General features: G+C 40.2%; 13 protein-coding genes. 11 read left to right on the top strand and 2 right to left on the bottom strand.

Annotation, left to right across the window (positions count from 1 at the left end; genetic code table 11):
* Window positions 1-385: 385 nt before the first annotated feature.
* From rapZ to CUS89_RS04710, 5 genes are all read left to right on the top strand, one after another.
* Entirely contained in the window at window positions 386-1270 is an 885-nt protein-coding gene (gene rapZ / locus CUS89_RS04730; protein ID WP_104871242.1) for an RNase adapter RapZ, read from the top strand.
* Complete coding sequence (locus CUS89_RS04725) at window positions 1267-2265, top strand: gluconeogenesis factor YvcK family protein (RefSeq protein WP_104871241.1); 999 nt, start codon at window positions 1267-1269, stop codon at window positions 2263-2265. Before rapZ ends, CUS89_RS04725 begins: the two co-directional genes overlap by 4 nt.
* A 33-nt stretch (window positions 2266-2298) precedes the next feature.
* A complete protein-coding gene (whiA, locus tag CUS89_RS04720; RefSeq protein WP_010735234.1) occupies window positions 2299-3234 on the top strand; it encodes a DNA-binding protein WhiA in 936 nt (311 codons plus the stop codon).
* Between the two features lie 215 nt (window positions 3235-3449).
* The gene (locus CUS89_RS04715; protein ID WP_104871240.1) at window positions 3450-5153 is read left to right on the top strand and encodes a helix-turn-helix domain-containing protein; all 1704 of its coding nucleotides are present in this window, start codon (window positions 3450-3452) and stop codon (window positions 5151-5153) included.
* Window positions 5154-5527: 374 nt separating this feature from the next.
* Complete coding sequence (locus CUS89_RS04710; RefSeq protein ID WP_146103405.1) at window positions 5528-7024, top strand: hypothetical protein; 1497 nt, start codon at window positions 5528-5530, stop codon at window positions 7022-7024.
* A 75-nt stretch (window positions 7025-7099) separates the two neighbouring features.
* On the opposite strand, the gene CUS89_RS04705 is transcribed toward CUS89_RS04710, so the two are convergent.
* The gene (locus CUS89_RS04705; RefSeq protein ID WP_104871238.1) at window positions 7100-7615 is read right to left on the bottom strand and encodes a DsbA family protein; all 516 of its coding nucleotides are present in this window, start codon (window positions 7613-7615) and stop codon (window positions 7100-7102) included.
* Window positions 7616-7933: 318 nt separating this feature from the next.
* On the opposite strand from CUS89_RS04705, the gene nifJ reads away from it, so the two are divergent.
* The 4 genes from nifJ to glmM all read left to right on the top strand — a co-directional run bounded on the left by nifJ (window position 7934) and on the right by glmM (window position 15208).
* On the top strand, window positions 7934-11614 hold the full coding sequence (nifJ, locus tag CUS89_RS04700) for a pyruvate:ferredoxin (flavodoxin) oxidoreductase (RefSeq protein WP_104871237.1): 3681 nt from the start codon (window positions 7934-7936) through the stop codon (window positions 11612-11614).
* Window positions 11615-11781: 167 nt separating this feature from the next.
* A complete protein-coding gene (gene cdaA / locus CUS89_RS04695) occupies window positions 11782-12666 on the top strand; it encodes a diadenylate cyclase CdaA (RefSeq protein ID WP_104871236.1) in 885 nt (294 codons plus the stop codon).
* On the top strand, window positions 12663-13829 hold the full coding sequence (locus tag CUS89_RS04690) for a CdaR family protein (protein ID WP_104871235.1): 1167 nt from the start codon (window positions 12663-12665) through the stop codon (window positions 13827-13829). The genes cdaA and CUS89_RS04690 overlap by 4 nt, the downstream gene beginning before the upstream one ends.
* A gap of 23 nt (window positions 13830-13852) precedes the next feature.
* Window positions 13853-15208: a phosphoglucosamine mutase gene (gene glmM, locus CUS89_RS04685; protein ID WP_104871234.1), complete on the top strand. Its 1356-nt coding sequence runs from the start codon at window positions 13853-13855 to the stop codon at window positions 15206-15208.
* A 242-nt stretch (window positions 15209-15450) separates the two neighbouring features.
* Here the strand turns inward: glmM and glmS are convergent, their stop codons facing one another.
* Window positions 15451-17259, bottom strand: a complete 1809-nt coding sequence (glmS, locus tag CUS89_RS04680) for a glutamine--fructose-6-phosphate transaminase (isomerizing) (protein ID WP_104871233.1) — start codon at window positions 17257-17259, stop codon at window positions 15451-15453.
* A 391-nt stretch (window positions 17260-17650) separates the two neighbouring features.
* On the opposite strand from glmS, the gene CUS89_RS04675 reads away from it, so the two are divergent.
* Together CUS89_RS04675 and sppA are read left to right on the top strand one after the other, a co-directional pair.
* A complete protein-coding gene (locus CUS89_RS04675; protein WP_071866258.1) occupies window positions 17651-17941 on the top strand; it encodes a hypothetical protein in 291 nt (96 codons plus the stop codon).
* Between the two features lie 11 nt (window positions 17942-17952).
* Window positions 17953-18978, top strand: a complete 1026-nt coding sequence (sppA, locus tag CUS89_RS04670; protein ID WP_104871232.1) for a signal peptide peptidase SppA — start codon at window positions 17953-17955, stop codon at window positions 18976-18978.
* Window positions 18979-19107: the final 129 nt, after the last annotated feature.

The raw sequence follows: 19107 nt of genomic DNA, 5'->3' as shown, positions 1-19107 counted from the left end.
TATGGTAACCACATCGATGAATTATTGCGTAATTTAAACAAAGACTAATGTTCTGACGAGTTGACTCGTTCGTATCAATGGTCAATCAGAGGTCGGGACAGAAGTGTTTAGCCTCGAGAAATAAGACGCCATCCACGAAATTTGTTCATCAAATTTTTGTGGATGGCGCCTTATTTCCGAAGAGATGCTTTCTGTTTCTCTCGTTTATTCGGTTTTAGAATATGCGAGAGGACTAATGTCCCCCTCACTTTTCGCGCTTATTTTGAAGTCCTTTATTTTTGATTCACAGTCTTTGAATAAAAACCAAAGAAATCGAATTCGAACTAGCAATGATACGCCCGGGATGATATAATTTTATAGGAGAACGAGAGAGGAGGCCACACGGATGGCTGATAATTTAGAACTAGTAATCATTACAGGAATGAGCGGTGCAGGTAAAACTGTGGCAATTCAAAGTTTTGAAGATATGGGGTACTTTTGTATCGATAATATGCCCCCAACACTGATCCCTAAATTTTGGGAACTGATCAAGGAGTCTGGGAAAGTCACAAAGATGGCACTTGGTGTGGATCTACGTTCACGAGCTTTCTTTGATGAGATCCAAAGTATGTTGATCGAGATCGAAAATACAAATTTCATCGATACCTCTGTCTTATTTTTAGATGCCTCTGACGAAGAACTGGTTGCTCGGTACAAGGAAACTAGAAGAACCCATCCGATGGCGATGGATGGTCTAGTAACAGAGGGCATTCGTAAAGAACGAGCAATTTTAAATGACATCAAAGCACAAGCTTCTGTCATTGTTGATACGACGACTTTAACCCCACGACAACTACGTGAAAAGATCAATCAAACCTTTAAAACAAAAGATGATCAAGGGTTTCGGATCGAGTTTGTTTCGTTTGGTTTCAAATATGGGTTACCGATCGACTCAGATATTGTGATGGATGTTCGTTTTTTACCGAATCCTCATTATATCGCAGATCTAAGACCATTGACTGGGAAAGACAAGCCAGTATATGATTACGTGATGTCCTTTGACGAAACAGAATTGTTTTATTTGAAATTTCTTGATCTATTAAAAACAGTCATGCCAGGATATATCAAAGAAGGAAAAAGCAGTTTGACCGTAGCAATCGGCTGTACAGGTGGGCAACACCGTTCGGTTGCTTTGACAGAAAGATTATCTCAGGCGCTTAGTGAAAGCTATAAAGTCAACGTGACTCATCGTGACAAAGATAAGCGTAAAGAGACGGTGAATCGCTCATGAAGATGAAAACTTACCGAATTCGAAAACCCAAAATCGTTGTAGTCGGAGGCGGTACAGGCTTACCTGTTATTTTGAAGAGTCTACGTAATCAAGGCGCTGATATCACAGCAATCGTGACCGTCGCAGATGATGGTGGCAGTAGTGGTGAGATCCGTCAATCGATTGCGATGGCACCACCAGGAGATTTAAGAAATGTCTTAGTCTCGCTATCTGATATGCCGCAATTTTACGAAGATATCTTTCAGTACCGTTTCAAAAAAGAAGATCAATTTTTAGCCAATCATACCATTGGTAATTTGATCATTGCGGCAGTCGCTGAAATGAGAGGGAGTACTTATGAAGCAGTGCAACTATTGTCTCGAATGATGCACGTGGATGGACATATCTATCCCTCTTCTGAAACGCCATTGACTTTACATGCGGTCTTCAAAGATGGAACGACAGCGATCGGAGAATCTAAAATCGCTCTTGACCGCAAAACGATCGATCGGGTATTCGTGCGTAATACAGAAGACGAAAGTGAAGCCAAAGCAGGGCGCAAAGTCGTTTCTGCGATCATGGAAGCAGATATGGTCGTCTTAGGTCCGGGAAGCTTGTTCACGAGTATTCTTCCTAACTTAGTTATACCAGAAGTTGGGGAAGCCATGCTTCAAACGAAAGCAGAGGTCGTGTACATTTGTAATATCATGACACAAAAAGGGGAAACAGAACATTTTTCAGATGCTGACCATATTCGTGTGCTGCATCAGCATTTAGACCAACCCTTTATCGATACTGTCTTAGTCAATACAGAAAAAGTACCAAAAGATTACATGGACCCGGAAATCTATGATGAGTATCTCGTCCAAGTAGCTCATGATTTTAATGGCTTAAGAGAAGAAAACTGTCGTGTCATCTCGACAGACTTTTTAGAGTTGAAAAATGGCGGGGTCTTCCATGATGGCGAAAAGGTAGTCGAAGAACTATTCCGCATCGTCTTTGGTTCAAAGCAATAAAAGGAAAAATTTTGTGAAAAGGAGGCGGATAACGTGTCATTTGCAGCTGAAGTCAAGAAGGAATTGACTGGTTTAGAAGTCCATCGAGAGCATGCAAAAGCGGAATTAGCCGCATTATTACGAATGAATGGCTCACTGGGGATCGTCAACCAACAATTCATCTTGAATGTACAGACAGAAAACGCCGCAATTGCTCGACGGATCTACTCACTTTTAAAAGATCATTATCAAGTACGAAGTGAACTGCTTGTACGTAAGAAAATGAAATTAAAAAAGAATAATGTTTACATCGTTCGCTTGAAACAAGGAACGAAAAATGTATTGATGGATCTAGATATCATGGATGGCATGATGTTCAATGGGCATGTTTCCGATGAGATCATGGGAAATGCGCAAAAGATGCGTTCGTATTTACGTGGCGCATTTATGGCGTCGGGTTCAGTCAATAATCCGGAAACAAGTCGTTATCATTTAGAGATTTATTCGATCTACGAACAACATAACCAAGATATTTGTAATATGTTGAATTACTATGGTTTACACGCCCGTACATTAGAAAGACGTAATGGCTATATCTCTTATTTAAAAGGAGCCGAAAAGATTGCTGATTTCTTGACTCTGATCGGGGCAACAAATTCGATGTTGCGCTTTGAAGATGTACGGATCGTGCGTGATATGAGAAATTCAGTGAACCGTTTAGTCAACTGTGAGACGGCTAACCTGAACAAAACCATTGATGCAGCATCAAAGCAAATTGAAAATATTGAATTGATCGAAGCACGAGTGGGATTACAAGCACTTCCGGAAAAGCTACAAGAAATTGCTGAATTACGCTTGCAACATCCTGAGGTCAGTTTAAAAGAACTGGGAGAGATGATCCCGTCTGGGGCGATCTCAAAATCAGGGATCAACCATCGGATTCGTAAAATCAACGAATTTGCTGAAAAATTAAAGGAACAAGCATCCTAAGGAGTAATGACATTTATTTTAATTTGGATGATTTATAAAAAAGCAGTCTATGTGGTTTGACTTATTTGTATCGGTTTCGATGGCTAAACATTTCATCGAAGCAGAAAACAAATGTCAGACCACTTTTTTTTCTTTTCCTCAAAAATGGGCATGAACCTAGATTTTAGGTGCTTATAATGAATGTAAATCAGTGATAGTGAGGAGGAGGAGCCATTATGGAAGAAGTACATAAAAATAAGAAACGAAAAATAGATGAGCTATATCCCACGAGACTACTAAAAGAAAAACGTGATCAAGCCATTTATCGTGATTTGGTATCAGGTCAGTTGGAGAAAGACATCATGAACAAGTACCAAATCAGTAGAGAACGTCTTTATACAACCAAGAAAAAGCTTGCTATTCAAGAAGTCATCCGGCAACAAAGGCAAAAAATAATTGCCTATAGGTTGAAATTGACAGTTCCGCAAGTTCGTAGGTATCGAGATGATTATATTTATACCACATTATCAAGAAATGGAGAGATTGCAGCATTAGCAGCTGAATTACAGATGAGTGAAAAGCAAATCCTACAGATTCGTAATAAAAGGATCGCCATTGAATTGATAAAAGGATCGAGTTTAAAAGAAGTAGCAAAAGATTCACAGTTAACAGTCAATAAAGTCCGTTCGATCAGAAATGAACAGATTATCGAACGATTGAAAGAACAACATCCTGAAGAAATTTCCAGAGATTTTAATTTATCAATGGAACAAATATTTTTGATCAAGCAACGTTCGCTAGAATCAAATAGTAAGACAAAAGAGTCGTCCGTAGCGATTAAAAATCTCTTGGATCAATTAGAAGAACGCAAAGCGAAGGTGCTAAGGTTACTTGAAGAAGGAAAACCGACAAAAACTGTTGCCCGAGAATTAACGATCAGTCAACGAACGGTCATCGATATCCGTAATCGTGAAATCGAAAAATCATTCGAAGCTGGACATACTGGTCAAGAAATCAGTCAGCGTTTCCACATTGAAATCGAGGAACTCTATCGACTGAGAGATGTTCGTCTATTGATACAAAGCGATCAAGGGAAGACAAGTAGTCTTCTTTCAAAAAGATTTAATGTGTCGTTATCCAGAGTTGGATCGATTGTATGTCGAAATAATTCTTCTAGTAAACTTGACCATACTACAGCAAGCTCTCGAAAAACATTTGATATTTCAATAGTATCTGATGAAACAAGACGAGAAATTCTGAAACGAATCAAAGAAACTAAAATAACGAAGGCTCTGGGAAAAGAATTAGGGGTAATCGTTCCGCTGATCTATAAAGTGAGAAATCATGAGATATTAACAAAATTGAACCGTGGGGAATCCACTCAAGCGATTGCGGATGAATTCAAAATGGATGTCAAAAATATTCGTGAAGTTATTTTCCGAGCAAATTTGGCAGAATTTCCAAATATCAAGCGTCGTACTTTAGATTATTTGACACCTGAACAAGTGAAAACAGTAATAAATTGCATCAATCGCAAAATGACGATCAAAGAAATTTCTGAAGTGCTAGGTATCAAAGACTCGTTGGTCAGATCGGTGAATACCAAAATGAAATCGCAAAAAGGAACAATCAAGATGAAGCATCGAGTCACAAAGGAACAGAAAAAACAGATCATGCAAGACCTAAACTACATGAACCCATTTGTGAATTCTTCGAAATCAGGAGTTAGTGAGTCGACTATCCGCGTCTTGACTACTAGGTTTGAAGAAATCAAGGGGAAAGAAATCCAAGAAAGACAAAAAACAGCAAAAATGAAAGACCTACAAAAGGTTGACGCGCTAATGGCTAAGGTGAAGAAAGAAGCGAAGATCCGCAATATCCAGCAAATCATTCAAAGAGAAAAAATGGTAAAAACGAAATTGATTACACAACGTGAATGAATAGAAGCGAAGAGTGGAAAGGATTCTAAAGAGCACACTCACTCTTTTTGATCAAGATGAGTTAGACTCATTGTCTTCATTTCTTTTTATTATATATTAAAAAAATAGATCAAAGAAATATTCCTAGAACGAGAGAGTCAAACAAATTAGCTAGGAGGAAACTATAAATGAGTGATCATGAAAAGCAGGTAGTAACATCCAAAAGAAGATTTCAATTACGTACGCAAGCAATTAAAAAAAAACAAGACGTATTAGCAGAATTAAGACATTGTAAAACGAACACATATATCATAAAAAAACACCACCTAACTCTTTGGCAAGTCAGATTCGTTATAAAGAGAGAGGTTATACGACAAATTAAAAAAGGGACTCGTATGGAAGTAATCGCTCACCAATTGAATATGTCGTTAGACCAAATTCGTGAGGTGCGCAATACCTATATCAATAATCATTTAATAAATGGTGCTTCGAAGACTGATCTTGCTAAAAATCTACATATGGAGCGTCAACAGATACTTGCTATTCGAAATCATACGATCGAGAAAAAGTTAGTCCAAAAAGTGAGTATCAAAGAAGTCGCACATAGGTGGAGATTGACAGAGAGTGGTGTAGAAAAAATACGCGAGCAAGCCATTTTAAGACGATTACAAATGACCCATCCAGAAGATGTTGCCAATACTTTTCATTTATCAGTTGAAGATGTTTTACGTATTCGACAGAAAATCAGCCAACCACTTGCTTTGCAAAGTCATGTCACAAAAGAAAGTAAGAAATGGCTAAAAAATATCAATCAACAAGAACAAGCAATTGTCGCGAGCTTAGAACAAGGAAAGCCAACAAGAGTGGTTGCCCAGCAATTGAATATCAACCAAAAATTTGTTATTCGGACACGTACTCGTCATATTGAACAAGCATTCGAGAAAAAGCAACCATTAGCAGAAATCAGCGAGCGATTTTATACGCCTGCTGATGAACTGAGAAAACTTAGGAATCAGCGAATTTTGTATTATCGCGAAGATGGAATCAAAGCGAGCGTCTTAGCTAGAAAGTTCAATATGAAAACTACTGCACTTCAGAAAATTGTTTACCAAAATAAGGCAGTGCAACAGCCTATGAAAAAAGATAAGCAAGGGAATAAAACTGAACCACTGCCGGCTTTTTCAGCTGAAACATATGCTAAATTTATGGAAGGATTAAAAAATGGGAAATCAATGGCCGATATTGGCGTCTCTCTTAACTTGGATCACAATAAAACTTATGCAATTAGAAATCACCTGCTTTTAACGAAGCTTAATAATGGGGAGAAAACAAAAGATGTCGCAAAGCAATTCAACACAAATGCGACAAATATTTATCAAATCATGTTTCAAGCGGATTTAGTAAACTATCCCAATATCAAAAGACGGACGAATAGTTATTTGACGGAGGAGCAAACGCAGGATGTTAAGCGGATGATTCGGGAAGGAAAAACAAACAGTCAAATTGCGAAGCTACTTTCGGTAAAAAAATCATTAGTCATTAGTAAGAGAAAATCAATGAAAAAAATGACAAGACTATCTAACAAGAAACGCAGAATTACAGATGAACAAAAATCAGCGATCCTTGCAGATAGTGTGTATCTTGATAAGGTCACTAATGCCATGAAACATGGGGTAAGTATAGAGGCAGTCCGAGTCCTCTCAAAGCGCAATGATAAAATGAGAATAAAAAAAATCAGTGAACGAAAAAAGGATATGGAGAAACTAAAAAATTTCAAACAAATAGAACAAGAAATTAAGCGACAAGCAAAAGTAGAGAATATCAAGCGAGTCCTCCAAGAAAAACCGCAACAGTTTCGTTCAAGCAAACATACTTCCTTACTACAACGCTAAAAAATAGACCGGAAAAGCCAATCGCTTTTCGGTCTATTTTTGATTTTGAACATCAAAGAATGGATAAATGATGGTTTATTTCACCAATTCACTCAATTCTTCCGGTGTGATCGATTCATCAAAGATATGTTCATCAATGATCACAGTAGGAACGAATTGGATGTGGGCTGCGTTTGCTTCATCGATGATCGCTTGAGTAGTTGTTTGGTCTTCTTGTTCAGTCAAGCCAAGTGTTTCAGTAGCATATTCGGCAATCCCGTCTAAATCAAGTTGTTTCCATTCATCCTGCGCATCGAAAATCGCTTTGATTTGTTCCAATGCTACGTCTCCATCGGTCGTAGTGATATGATGATGCATCACATTTCCTTTTTGCAAACTAGGTTTTTCTTTGTCGAACAATTTGATGATTCGTAAAAGTCTTCCAGATCGAACCGCCTCTTCTAAAACGTCGTAAGATTCGATAAACCATTGGCGACAATAAGGACAAGCAAGATTGACAAATTCGATCATTTGTTTTGGTGCATCTTCGTTTCCGTACATGATTCCAGTAGTTTTGTTTGTTTTTGTTGCATCGATAATTGAAATATCCATTTTTTAAACACCTCTTTCTTCTATTGTAATAATTTTGTATCAAAAAAGACAATGATTTGTTCAAAAAAATAAGTGTGTGTGTGTAATCAGTTTTGATTTCCTATAAACTGCATAAAGGATGATAAAAAAAATTGAATGTGAAGTTAACGTTCTAAGATAGAAAAAAATATTTATGCTTTTTATCTGCCGGTTCTGTTCAAAGCGTTCTTAACACAACCGAAGCATGTGATTTTTCTTTCAAAATTAGGAGGTTTTCTTTGTTCGTTTACGGTATAATAGTAAAGATTATTTAGATAAATTGAGCAAAGGTGATGAAACATGCGAAAAATGAAGACCATGGATGGCAATACAGCTGCTGCATATATTTCATATGCGTTTACAGAATTAGCAGCGATCTATCCAATTACGCCTAGTTCGACAATGGCTGAACTTGTCGATCAGTGGGCAGCTTCAGGCAAAAAAAATATTTTCGGACAACCAGTGAAAGTTGTAGAGATGCAATCAGAAGCTGGTGCTGCTGGAGTCGTACATGGGTCACTAAAAACTGGAGCATTGACAACAACGTATACTGCTTCACAAGGATTATTACTGATGATCCCGAATATGTATAAGATTGCCGGTGAACTTTTACCTAGTGTTTTCCATGTAGCCAGTCGAGCGGTGACGACGAATGCGCTGAATATTTTTGGGGATCATGGCGATGTGATGGCCGCTCGTCAAACAGGATTTGCGATGCTTGCAGAAAGCAGTGTCCAAGAAGTAATGGATCTAGCACCAGTGGCGCATCTAGCTTCCTTAGAAGGGGAGATCCCCTTCGTCAACTTTTTTGATGGTTTTCGAACAAGTCATGAGATCCAAAAAATCGAAGTGTTGGAATATGATGAATTAGCACCTTTGATCCCGCAAGAAAAATTGCAGGCATTTCGTGAACGTGGGATGAACCCTAATCGGCCGACGACCAGTGGAACGAATCAAAACCCTGATATCCATTTCCAACAACGAGAAACGATCAATCAATACTATGATCGTTTACCTCAAATCGTGAAAAAGTATATGGATAGAATCAATGAACTGCGAGGAACTTCTTATGATCTGGTTACTTATTATGGAGCAGCCGACGCAGAAGAAGTCATTATTTCAATAGGCTCAGTTGCGCAAACGATCCAACAGACAGTTGATTACTTGAACAAAAACGGTCGGAAAGTCGGGTTCTTGAATATCCATTTATATCGTCCGTTTCCAATTGAGACATTGATCGAAAAACTACCGAATTCCGTAAAAGCAGTCGCTGTATTAGATCGCAGCAAAGAGCCTGGAGCAGGGGGAGAACCTTTGTTACTAGACGTTCAAAGTGCGTTATATGATGCAGAACGTCATCTGAAAGTGATCGGTGGACGTTATGGCATTGGTTCAAAAGATGTGACCCCTGATCAAATCGTCGCGGTTTATGACGAATTGAAAAAAGAAAAAACGGATATGAAGAAACGCTTTACGATCGGGATCGTTGATGATCTGACTTATCATTCTCTTGACGTAGGACCGTCGCTTGATTTGACCGAAGCGAATACGTACCAAGCGAAATTCTGGGGATTTGGATCTGATGGGACTGTTGGAGCAAATAAATCAGCGATCAAAATCATTGGGGACCATACGAACAAATATGCCCAAGGCTATTTTTACTATGATTCAAAAAAATCAGGCGGTTTGACCGTTTCGCATTTACGTTTTGGTGATACGACGATCCGTTCGACCTATCTAGTCGAGCATGCCGATTTTGTGGCTTGTCATACGCCTGCTTATCTCCACAGCTATGATCTAGTTAAAGGGTTGAAACCAAAAGGGACTTTCTTGTTGAATACACTTTGGTCGGATGAACAATTAGCGACACATCTACCTACGCATCTAAAACGATACTTAGCAGAAAACGAGATCCAATTTTATACGATCAATGCGATGCGCTTGGCGCAAGAAGTCGGATTAGGTCGGCGGATCAATACGGCAATGGAAACGGCCTTTTTCAAGTTGGCGAATATCATACCATTTGAAGAAGTCCTGCCGATTTTGAAAGAGGAAGCCTTGAAAAGTTATGGTCATAAATCAATGGCGATCGTTGAAAAAAACATCAAGGCGATCGATCGCACGGTGGAATTGTTGCATAAAGTCGAAGTACCGGCTGAATGGGCAACATTGGAGCTTCCAAAAAAAGAAATGAACACCTCAAATCGCTATATTAGAGACATCCTTGAACCAATCAACGCCCAAGAAGGAAATCAGCTCTCAGTTAGAACCTTGGCAGAAAATGGAATGACACGAGGCGATATGCCTTTAGGAACAGCTGCTTTCGAAAAACGCGGAGTCGCACTTGAAGTACCTGAATGGATCAGTGAGCGCTGTACGATGTGTAATGAATGTTCTTTCGTTTGTCCACATGCAGCGATTCGACCATTCTTAGCCGATGAGGAAGAACTGGAAGAAGCACCGGAAGGGTTTATTGTTCGAGAAATGCGTGGACCAGATGGATTGAAGTATCGTATCCAAGTATCTGTCGAAGATTGCACCGGTTGTGGTCTATGTGTCGAAGCTTGTCCTGCAAAAGGCAAAGCACTCGTGATGAAGCCTTATGAAGAGCAAAAGAAACAAGCAATCAATTGGGCATTTGCAATGACACTGCGTCAAAAAGAAAATCCAGTCAAAGGTAAAAATACAGTGTTATCGACCCAATTCAATCAACCTTTATTAGAATTTTCAGGCGCATGTTCCGGCTGCGGCGAAACGCCTTACGTGAAGTTATTGACACAGATGTTTGGTGATCGCATGATGATTGCCAATGCCACAGGCTGTTCATCCATTTGGGGTGGAGCAGCACCTGCTTCACCATTTACCACAAATGACTGTGGACAGGGACCAGCTTGGTCAAACTCATTGTTAGAAGACAATGCTGAATTTGGGTACGGAATGCTTTTAGCCGCACAAACAAGAAGAGAAGCATTAGCGGAAACAATGAAAAAAATGATGCCAAAAGTTTCCACAGAATTACGTCAATTGATGGAAGACTGGTTGGCACATATGTTTGAGAGCGAAGGCACGCAACAGCGCGCCGCAAAATTATGTGCAGCAATTGAAACTGAACTCGAACTTATACCAGAATTACAGACGATCTACCAGGATAAAGATCTATTTGTCAAAAATAGTCAATGGATGATCGGTGGCGATGGTTGGGCGTATGATATCGGATTTGGTGGAATCGATCACGTCTTGGCAAGTGGCGCAGATGTCAACATTTTAGTCATGGATAATGAAGTGTATTCTAATACAGGTGGACAAGTCTCAAAAGCCACACCTGCTTCGGCAATCGCTAAATTCTCAGCAAATGGGAAATATGCGTCGAAGAAAGACTTAGGCATGATGGCGATGACATATGGGAATGTGTATGTAGCGCAAATTGCTTCAGGTGCAAATCAAATGCAAACGATCAAAGCATTTGAAGAAGCGGAAAAATTCCCTGGACCATCGTTGATCATTGCGTATACGCCATGTATTGCTCATGGGTTACTAGGTGGAATGAAAGAATCGATCAAAGAAGCAAAAGAAGCAGTGGCTTCAGGTTATTGGTCGTTGTATCGCTATAATCCTGAATTGATCGAAAAGAATAAAACGCCGATGACGCTAGACTATAAAAAACCTGATTTCTCAATGATGGCTGACTTCATGCGCAAGCAAGTCCGTTTTTCATCTCTGGAAACGATCCATCCACAGGCTGCGGAGCAATTATTCGACAAAACGATCCAAGATGCGAAAAAACGTTTTTATAACTATGCAGCAATGACCGGACAATTGGAAAAAATCAAAGCGAAGATCGAACCGACAGCCGGTAATGAAAATCCAGAGGTCGAAAAGCCGAGAGTCAAAAAAGAACGCACGGTTGACCCAGAAGCAGAAGCTAGACGTGCTGCCAGACGCGCTGCTAGAGCGGAAAGAAGAAAAGACAAAGAACAATAAAATCAAATGAACCCAAGGAACAACAGAACTTTTGGGCCAATGAACAAAAAATGTAAATTTCTTGAAAAAAATTGGTTTTTGTGAGGAAATTCCAAGCAGATAAGTCTCTTCTGGTGAAACATATGATATACTAAAGAGGAAATCTCAAAAGAGAAGAGAGGCTGTCTATGTCATTTCAAATCGGAGAACTTTTTAATTTAGATTATTGGCGACAAATGTTTTCCGGTGACTTGTTTTCTCAGAATTTTTTGGTGAACATACTCGATGTATTGGTTGTATGGTATTTAGTTTATAAACTCATTCAACTATTGCGAGGAACAAAAGCAATCCAATTGCTTAAAGGGGTAGGGATTTTTGTTGTTATTCGAATCTTAGCCGAGATCATTGGTCTACATACCTTATCTTGGTTGATGAATCAAGTGATCACGTATGGTGTGATTGCGGCTATCGTCATTTTTCAACCAGAGATACGGCGTGGATTAGAACACCTCGGTCGTAGCTCACTTTTCAAACAATCGAAAAGTGAGAAGCAAGAAGATGAACAGATGATCCTTTCTTTTGACAAAGCGATCCAATATATGTCCAAACGTAAAATCGGTGCCTTGATCACGATCGAACGTCACACTGGTTTGGATGAATATATCGAAACTGGGATTGCTTTAGATGCCGATATCACTGGCGAATTACTGATCAATATTTTTATTCCGAATACACCGTTGCATGACGGTGCAGTGATCGTGAAGGATGGAAAAATTGCAGTAGCCAGTGCCTACTTGCCTTTATCTGAAAGTATGTTGATTCCGAAAGAATTCGGAACCCGTCACCGAGCGGCTGTCGGAGTCAGTGAGGCGAGCGATGCGATTACGATCGTTGTCTCAGAAGAAACAGGAGACGTCAGCATTACGTTGGATAACCAATTGATGCCTGGCTTATCTCAAGAAGAATATTTGACGATCTTGCGTAAAAATTTGATCGTCGAAGAAAAAAGCAAAAATAAAAATACGCTCCAAACCTTCTTAGACGTGATGACTAAGGGAGGGGATCACAAATGATCTCAAAAGAGAGGCGTAAAAGTATCTTATATGCGTTTGTTGCGTTATTATTCAGTATTGTGCTGTATTTTAATGCAAACGGACAAACTGTCCAAGACACACTGTCAGGAAATGAAGCTTATACACAAAACGTTTCTGATGTTTCAGTACAACTTTTATACGACACGGATCAATATTATATCCATGGATATGAGAGTACGGTCACAGCAAAGTTGTCCAGTGCCAACCGTGTCCAGTTGAATGCCGAAGCAATCGAAGATACGAGAATGTTTCGTGTGACGGCGGACCTCACTGGTTTAGGTGAAGGAACACATGAAGTGCCATTGAAAATCAGAAATCTTAGCAGTGCAGTCAAAGCAAAACTTGAGCCAGATACGATCACAGTGACTATCGAGAAAAAAGTGACGAAGGAATTTGAGGTCACGCCATTACTCACAACAGAATCGACACCAGCTGGATTCGAATTGAATGACCTTGAATTGTCACCAAATAAAGTGACGGTCACGACTGGCGACCAAACACTGGAAGAGATCCAACAGATCGTAGCGAGGATCGAACCTGCGATGATCACCGATGATGGCATCGACACAAGAGTTACTGTACAAGCATTGAATAGTGCAGGAGAACCTTTGAGTATTGTCTCAGACCCAGTACAAGTCACTGCAAAAGCTACGGTCACAAAACCTACGAAAACGATCCGACTTTACGGAACAGCACAAGGGACTCCTGGGAACAACGTCGAGAATTATGATTTCAGTTTCTCCGACATCGAAGCAGAAGTCACTGGTTCAGAGAGTCAATTGGCTCAACTAGGAAATAGCATCACGATACCGATCGATATCTCTGGAATCGTCCACCGGACGACAAGAAACATCGATATTCCGATAGAGAGTGGACTTAGTATCACACCAACTTCGATCGATGTTGAGATCACACCGATCCTGAAATCAAGCACGGAAAACACTAGCCGTTCTAATTCGGGAAATTCGGGAGGAAGTACAACTTCTGGTGCAGGATCTACACCAGCGAACTCTTCGTCATCGACGACACGTCAGTCCGAAGAGACGCAGTCAACATCGAGTGAAGGGTCGAATGAATCATCAAGTGAGACAACAGAATCAAGTAGTCAACCGAATAGTCAAGAGGATTCATCGGAAAATTAAGTTAAAGGAGCAAATTTACAGCTATGGGTAAATATTTTGGAACGGACGGTGTCCGTGGAGAAGCGAATAAAGAACTAACACCGGAATTGGCCTTCAAATTAGGGCGTTGCGGCGGTTATGTACTGAGCCAACATGAGAAAGATGGAAAACGTCCACGTGTATTGGTTGGACGTGACACAAGAATTTCAGGTCAAATGCTCGAAGAAGCGTTAGTTTCTGGTCTGTTATCTGTCGGGATCGAAGTTTTTCAATTAGGTGTGATCTCTACACCAGGAGTGGCTTACTTGACACGTTTGCAAAAAGCAAGCGCGGGTGTCATGATTTCTGCTTCACACAATCCAGCTCAAGATAACGGCATCAAGTTTTTTGGTGCAGATGGATTTAAATTAGATGATGACCAAGAATTAGAAATCGAAGCATTGTTAGATGCGGAAGTCGATGAATTGCCACGACCTTCTGCTGAAGGATTAGGTACAGTCGAAGAGTTCCCAGAAGGATTGCTGAAATATTCACAATTCTTAGTACAGACGATCAATGGCGATCTTTCAGGCTTAACTGTCTGTGTCGATGCGGCAAATGGTGCAACAGCCACATCTGTCAATCGCTTGTTTGCTGACTTGGAAACAGATTTCTATACGATGGGAACAAATCCGAATGGCTTGAACATCAATGACGGTGTCGGATCAACGCATCCTGAGCGTCTAGCAGAAATGGTAGTAGAAAAAGGAGCAGACGTCGGTCTTGCTTTTGACGGTGACGGTGACCGCATTATCGCAGTCGACGAATTAGGAAAAATCGTGGACGGCGATAAGATCATGTTTATCTGTGCAAAATATTTATCAGCTAAAAATCGTCTGAAAAAAGACACGATCGTTACAACGGTCATGAGTAACCTTGGTTTCCATAAAGCGGTCGAAGAAATCGGTTTGAAAGATGTTGTCACACAAGTGGGCGACCGCTACGTTGTCGAAGAAATGCGCAAAAATGACTATAACTTCGGTGGGGAACAGTCTGGTCATATGATCTTCTTAGATTTTAATACAACAGGAGATGGTATGCTTTCTGGTATCCAATTGTTGAATATCATGAAACAAACTGGTAAAAAGTTATCAGAATTAGCGGCAGAAGTAACGATCTATCCGCAAAAATTAGTCAATATCCGCGTAAGCAACAAAAATGGTGCAATGGAAGTTCCTGCAATCAAACAAGTCATTGAAGAAGCAGAAGCTGAAATGGCTGGTGAAGGACGTATCTTAGTTCGCCCTTCTGGAACAGAACCATTATTACGCGTGATGGCAGAAGCACCATCTGATGAAAAAGTGAACTATTATGTCGACAAAATCGCAGCAGTTGTCAAAGCTGAGATCGGGATCGATTAATATAGGGACACAAATAAGAGAGTCAATCTTTGGATCACAGAGATTGACTCTCTTTTTGTGCTTGTTTCTGAAATAAGATCACCACACATAACGGTCATTCAAAAGACGGTGGTTGTTACATGATACAGAACGCGCGAGCAACTGCTTAAATAGATCAATCAAAAAATCCCTGTACGAAATGATTTGTCATTTCGTACAGAGATCGCAAAGGCAATTTACTGTTTAAAGGATCACTTGGTTGATTATTCAACCGTTACAGATTTTGCCAAGTTTCTTGGCTTGTCTACATCGAATCCACGTAATAGTGTAGCGTAATAAGCAAGCAACTGCGTTGGGATGACCATTGCAAGAGGTGAAAGGTATGGATGGACAGCAGGAATCACTAGTTGATCCGTTTCTTTCTCTAATCCATGTGCCGCGATCACTAAGGTTTTTGCACCACGGCTTTCAACTTCTTTTAAGTTGCCTCGTGTATGAGCGCCTGTGATTTCCTCGCTGATAATTCCGATCACCGGTGTACCTTCTTCGATCAGTGCAATGGTGCCGTGTTTCAATTCACCGGCAGCAAACCCTTCTGCTTGGATATAGCTGATTTCTTTTAATTTCAAAGCAGCTTCTAAAGCAACATCATGGTCGTTACTACGACCGATATAAAAAGCGTTGCGCGTGTCATTCAGGAATTCCGCAGCTAGTTCTTGGAGTTCATCTTTTTGGGTGATCACTGTTTCCATCGCATTCGCTACCAAGCTCAATTCGTGCGCCACATCAAATGTCAATGACCGTTCATTGCCTTTTTGATCACCGACTGCTTTTGCAAGTAAAGCTAATACAGCGATTTGAGCAGTGTAGGCTTTAGTTGAAGCAACAGCGATCTCCGGACCTGCATGTAGCAACAAAGTGAAGCCAGCTTCTCTTGATAACGTAGAACCAGCAACGTTTGTGATCGTCAATGAAGGATGTCCTAATTGATTGATCTTGACTAACACCTGACGGCTATCGGCGGTTTCGCCACTTTGGCTCAAAAAGATGAAGAATGGTTTTTGAGATAACAAAGGCATGGTATAACCAAACTCACTAGCCAAATGAACTTCAACTGGGATTCCCGTCATCTGTTCGAAAGAATGCTTGCTCGCTAATCCCGCATGATAACTTGTGCCGCATGCCACGATATAAATACGATCACTTGCTAACAGTTCTTCCATCAATTTATGATCTAAAGGAATTTCATTGTCTTCATTCACATAGGTTTGCGCGATTTTACGCATGATGATCGGCTGTTCGTCGATTTCTTTCAACATATAGTAAGGGTATGTTCCTTTTTCAATGTCAGAAGCATCTACTTGTGCTTCATAAGAATCACGTTCTATGATCGTACCAGTCATTGTTTGGATCGTGATATCATCTGCTTGAACGATCACCATTTCTTGATCTTCGATTTCAATAAATTCTTTAGTGTAAGCAAGCATCGCCATCGCATCACTTGCGATGACATTGAATCCTTGGCCTTTACCGATCAATAGAGGGCTTTTGTTTTTGGCAACGAAAATTGTTTCAGGAGCTGTGCGATCCATCAAGGCAAACGCGTAAGAGCCTTCGATGACTTCTAGCGCTTTTCTAAATCCTTCTTGTGTATCTTGCGCTTCTTCCACGAATTTTTCAATCAAATGAACAACGATTTCCGTATCTGTTTCGCCAATGAAGTCATCAGCGGCTACGTATTGTTGTTTCAATTCTTCAAAATTTTCAATCACCCCATTGTGGACTAAAACAAAACGTCCGCTTTGTGAGTGGTGGGGGTGCGCATTTTTCTCTGCGGGTTCCCCATGAGTTGCCCATCTTGTATGACCGATACCTGCTGTACCAGTCGTTTCTGGAGATAATTTATCTTTAAGGTTTTGGATTCTACCACGTGCTTTGACTAAATGGTCCTGTTTTCCATTTGAGACAAAGATACCCGCAGAATCATACCCGCGATATTCTAATTTTTCTAAACCATTGATCAACCCTGGTGTCACGTTCTCTAATCCAATCATTCCAACAATTCCGCACATAAAAAAACATCCTACTTTCTGTTATAAACTTGATATTAGCGTTTCCAACTGCGTAAGAAACCTTTTGTTCTACCTTCACAGATAGTTTTTGTGTTTCTTTTTAGGGTGCAGTCCCTAGGGCCATCCGCCGAATCCTTCGATCAACCCTCTCCTCGTCATCTGTTAAAACAGACCTGGCGCTATTCCGTATTGGTCTAATTATCCTCCCGTTATTATTTTCTTTGGAAACATCTAAAATCATAACGTTAATGTGTGAGGTTTGTCAATAAAAAAGATAAAAAATTAAATTGGTATATATCTAATTGGGATGAACGAAAGAAAATTATCAAATTCGACTATCATCTTTTCTTTGAGTTCGGTACAATAATTATAGATAGAAGGAGGATGAAAGATGGAAGAGAAGATAGAAATCATGACGTTGGGGATGTTAAAAAAACAAATTGCAGCATTTGAAAAAACAGAACACGTGACGGATGACACTAAAATCTTTTTGGATACCGGATGGGACAGTATCCAAGAAATCGCCCCTGATGCGTTCGAAATCGAACATGCGCAACAGTTTGTCGTTGAAGATGAATTGACCCACGAACAGTTTACTGGTTACACCCTTGAAGAAAAAGCAGAAAAGATGAATGCGACACCTGGTTCTGAAGCGGTGATCGTGATTAGAAATCTATATTAGGAGAGTGTAAAATGAATAAGAAACGTTGGATAGCAGTACTGATTGCTGCCGGCTTATTGGTTGTTTCGTTGGTATCTTCTAGTTTGACCCAACCACAAGAAGAAGTACAAATGGGCAACATCAATAGTTGGTTATATGGAGACGATGAAATGTCACCGGTCGTACTTGAAGAAGGCAGTGGCATGGGAAGAATCGCAAAATTGACTGTTGATGGCGCCATAGCAAGTGGAGGCTCTTCTGGTCTATTTGCTACTGAGAGTTATAATCATGAAGATTTCTTGAAACAAATTGAAGCAATCGAAGCCGATGAACGTGTCAGTGGGATTTTCTTGGAAGTCAATTCTCCTGGTGGCGGTGTTTATGAAAGTGCAGAAATTGCCAACTTACTAAACGAGGTCCGAACAGAACGTGACTTACCGATGTATGTCAGCATGAAAAATATGGCTGCTAGTGGTGGTTACTATATTTCTGCACAAGCCGATAAAATCTTTGCAACGGAAGAAACAGTGACTGGTTCAATCGGTGTGATCATGTCTGGACTCAACTATTCAGGCTTGCTTGAAAAAATCGGTGTCGAAGATACAACCGTAAAAAGTGGTGCACTAAAAGATATGGGTTCAGCGACTCGACCTGAAACTGAGCAAGATCATGCTGTATTGCAAGCTTATATCGACAATGCTTATAATCGTTTTGTCAAAGTTGTTAGTGAAGGTAGAAACAAATCAGAAGATGAAGTGAAAAAAGTCGCAGATGGTCGTATTTACGACGGTGTACAAGCGAAAGAAGCAGGTTTGGTGGACGAAATCGGTTATCCAACAGATGCTTTAGCAGCGATGAGAGAAGATCTTGATCTAAAAGATGCTGAGTTGGTCGAATATTCAACAAGTTCAACTGGATTTGGCAATACTTGGTTTGGTGCGAAATTAGCAGAATTACAAGGGTTGCAAGCTTCTGAAACAAGTCAGATCTTGTCATTACTTGAAAGTTTAGGAACAGCAGACTCTCCAAGAGCAATGTATCTATATGGAGGTGAGTAAGCATGAATGAGAAATCAACGAACACATCTCCACTCGAAGAACGACCAAAGACCAATGAGGAACCGAAAGTAGCAGAAAATACGGCGTCATCATCTGAACAAGTTTTTAAAGTAGAAGAAAATAAATTAG

Source organism: Enterococcus mundtii (assembly GCF_002947535.1).
GTDB lineage: Bacteria > Bacillota > Bacilli > Lactobacillales > Enterococcaceae > Enterococcus_B > Enterococcus_B mundtii_B.
This window is presented reverse-complemented; position numbering and strand designations above follow the sequence as displayed.

Coding starts and splice junctions, on each gene's coding strand:
- CUS89_RS04710 (WP_146103405.1), top strand. CDS start 5,528: ATGGAAGTAATCGCTCACCAATTGAATATGTCGTTAGACCAAATTCGT.
- glmS (WP_104871233.1), bottom strand. CDS start 17,259: ATGTGCGGAATTGTTGGAATGATTGGATTAGAGAACGTGACACCAGGG.
- glmM (WP_104871234.1), top strand. CDS start 13,853: ATGGGTAAATATTTTGGAACGGACGGTGTCCGTGGAGAAGCGAATAAA.
- cdaA (WP_104871236.1), top strand. CDS start 11,782: ATGTCATTTCAAATCGGAGAACTTTTTAATTTAGATTATTGGCGACAA.
- nifJ (WP_104871237.1), top strand. CDS start 7,934: ATGCGAAAAATGAAGACCATGGATGGCAATACAGCTGCTGCATATATT.
- CUS89_RS04675 (WP_071866258.1), top strand. CDS start 17,651: ATGGAAGAGAAGATAGAAATCATGACGTTGGGGATGTTAAAAAAACAA.
- CUS89_RS04705 (WP_104871238.1), bottom strand. CDS start 7,615: ATGGATATTTCAATTATCGATGCAACAAAAACAAACAAAACTACTGGA.
- CUS89_RS04725 (WP_104871241.1), top strand. CDS start 1,267: ATGAAGATGAAAACTTACCGAATTCGAAAACCCAAAATCGTTGTAGTC.
- rapZ (WP_104871242.1), top strand. CDS start 386: ATGGCTGATAATTTAGAACTAGTAATCATTACAGGAATGAGCGGTGCA.
- sppA (WP_104871232.1), top strand. CDS start 17,953: ATGAATAAGAAACGTTGGATAGCAGTACTGATTGCTGCCGGCTTATTG.
- CUS89_RS04715 (WP_104871240.1), top strand. CDS start 3,450: ATGGAAGAAGTACATAAAAATAAGAAACGAAAAATAGATGAGCTATAT.
- CUS89_RS04690 (WP_104871235.1), top strand. CDS start 12,663: ATGATCTCAAAAGAGAGGCGTAAAAGTATCTTATATGCGTTTGTTGCG.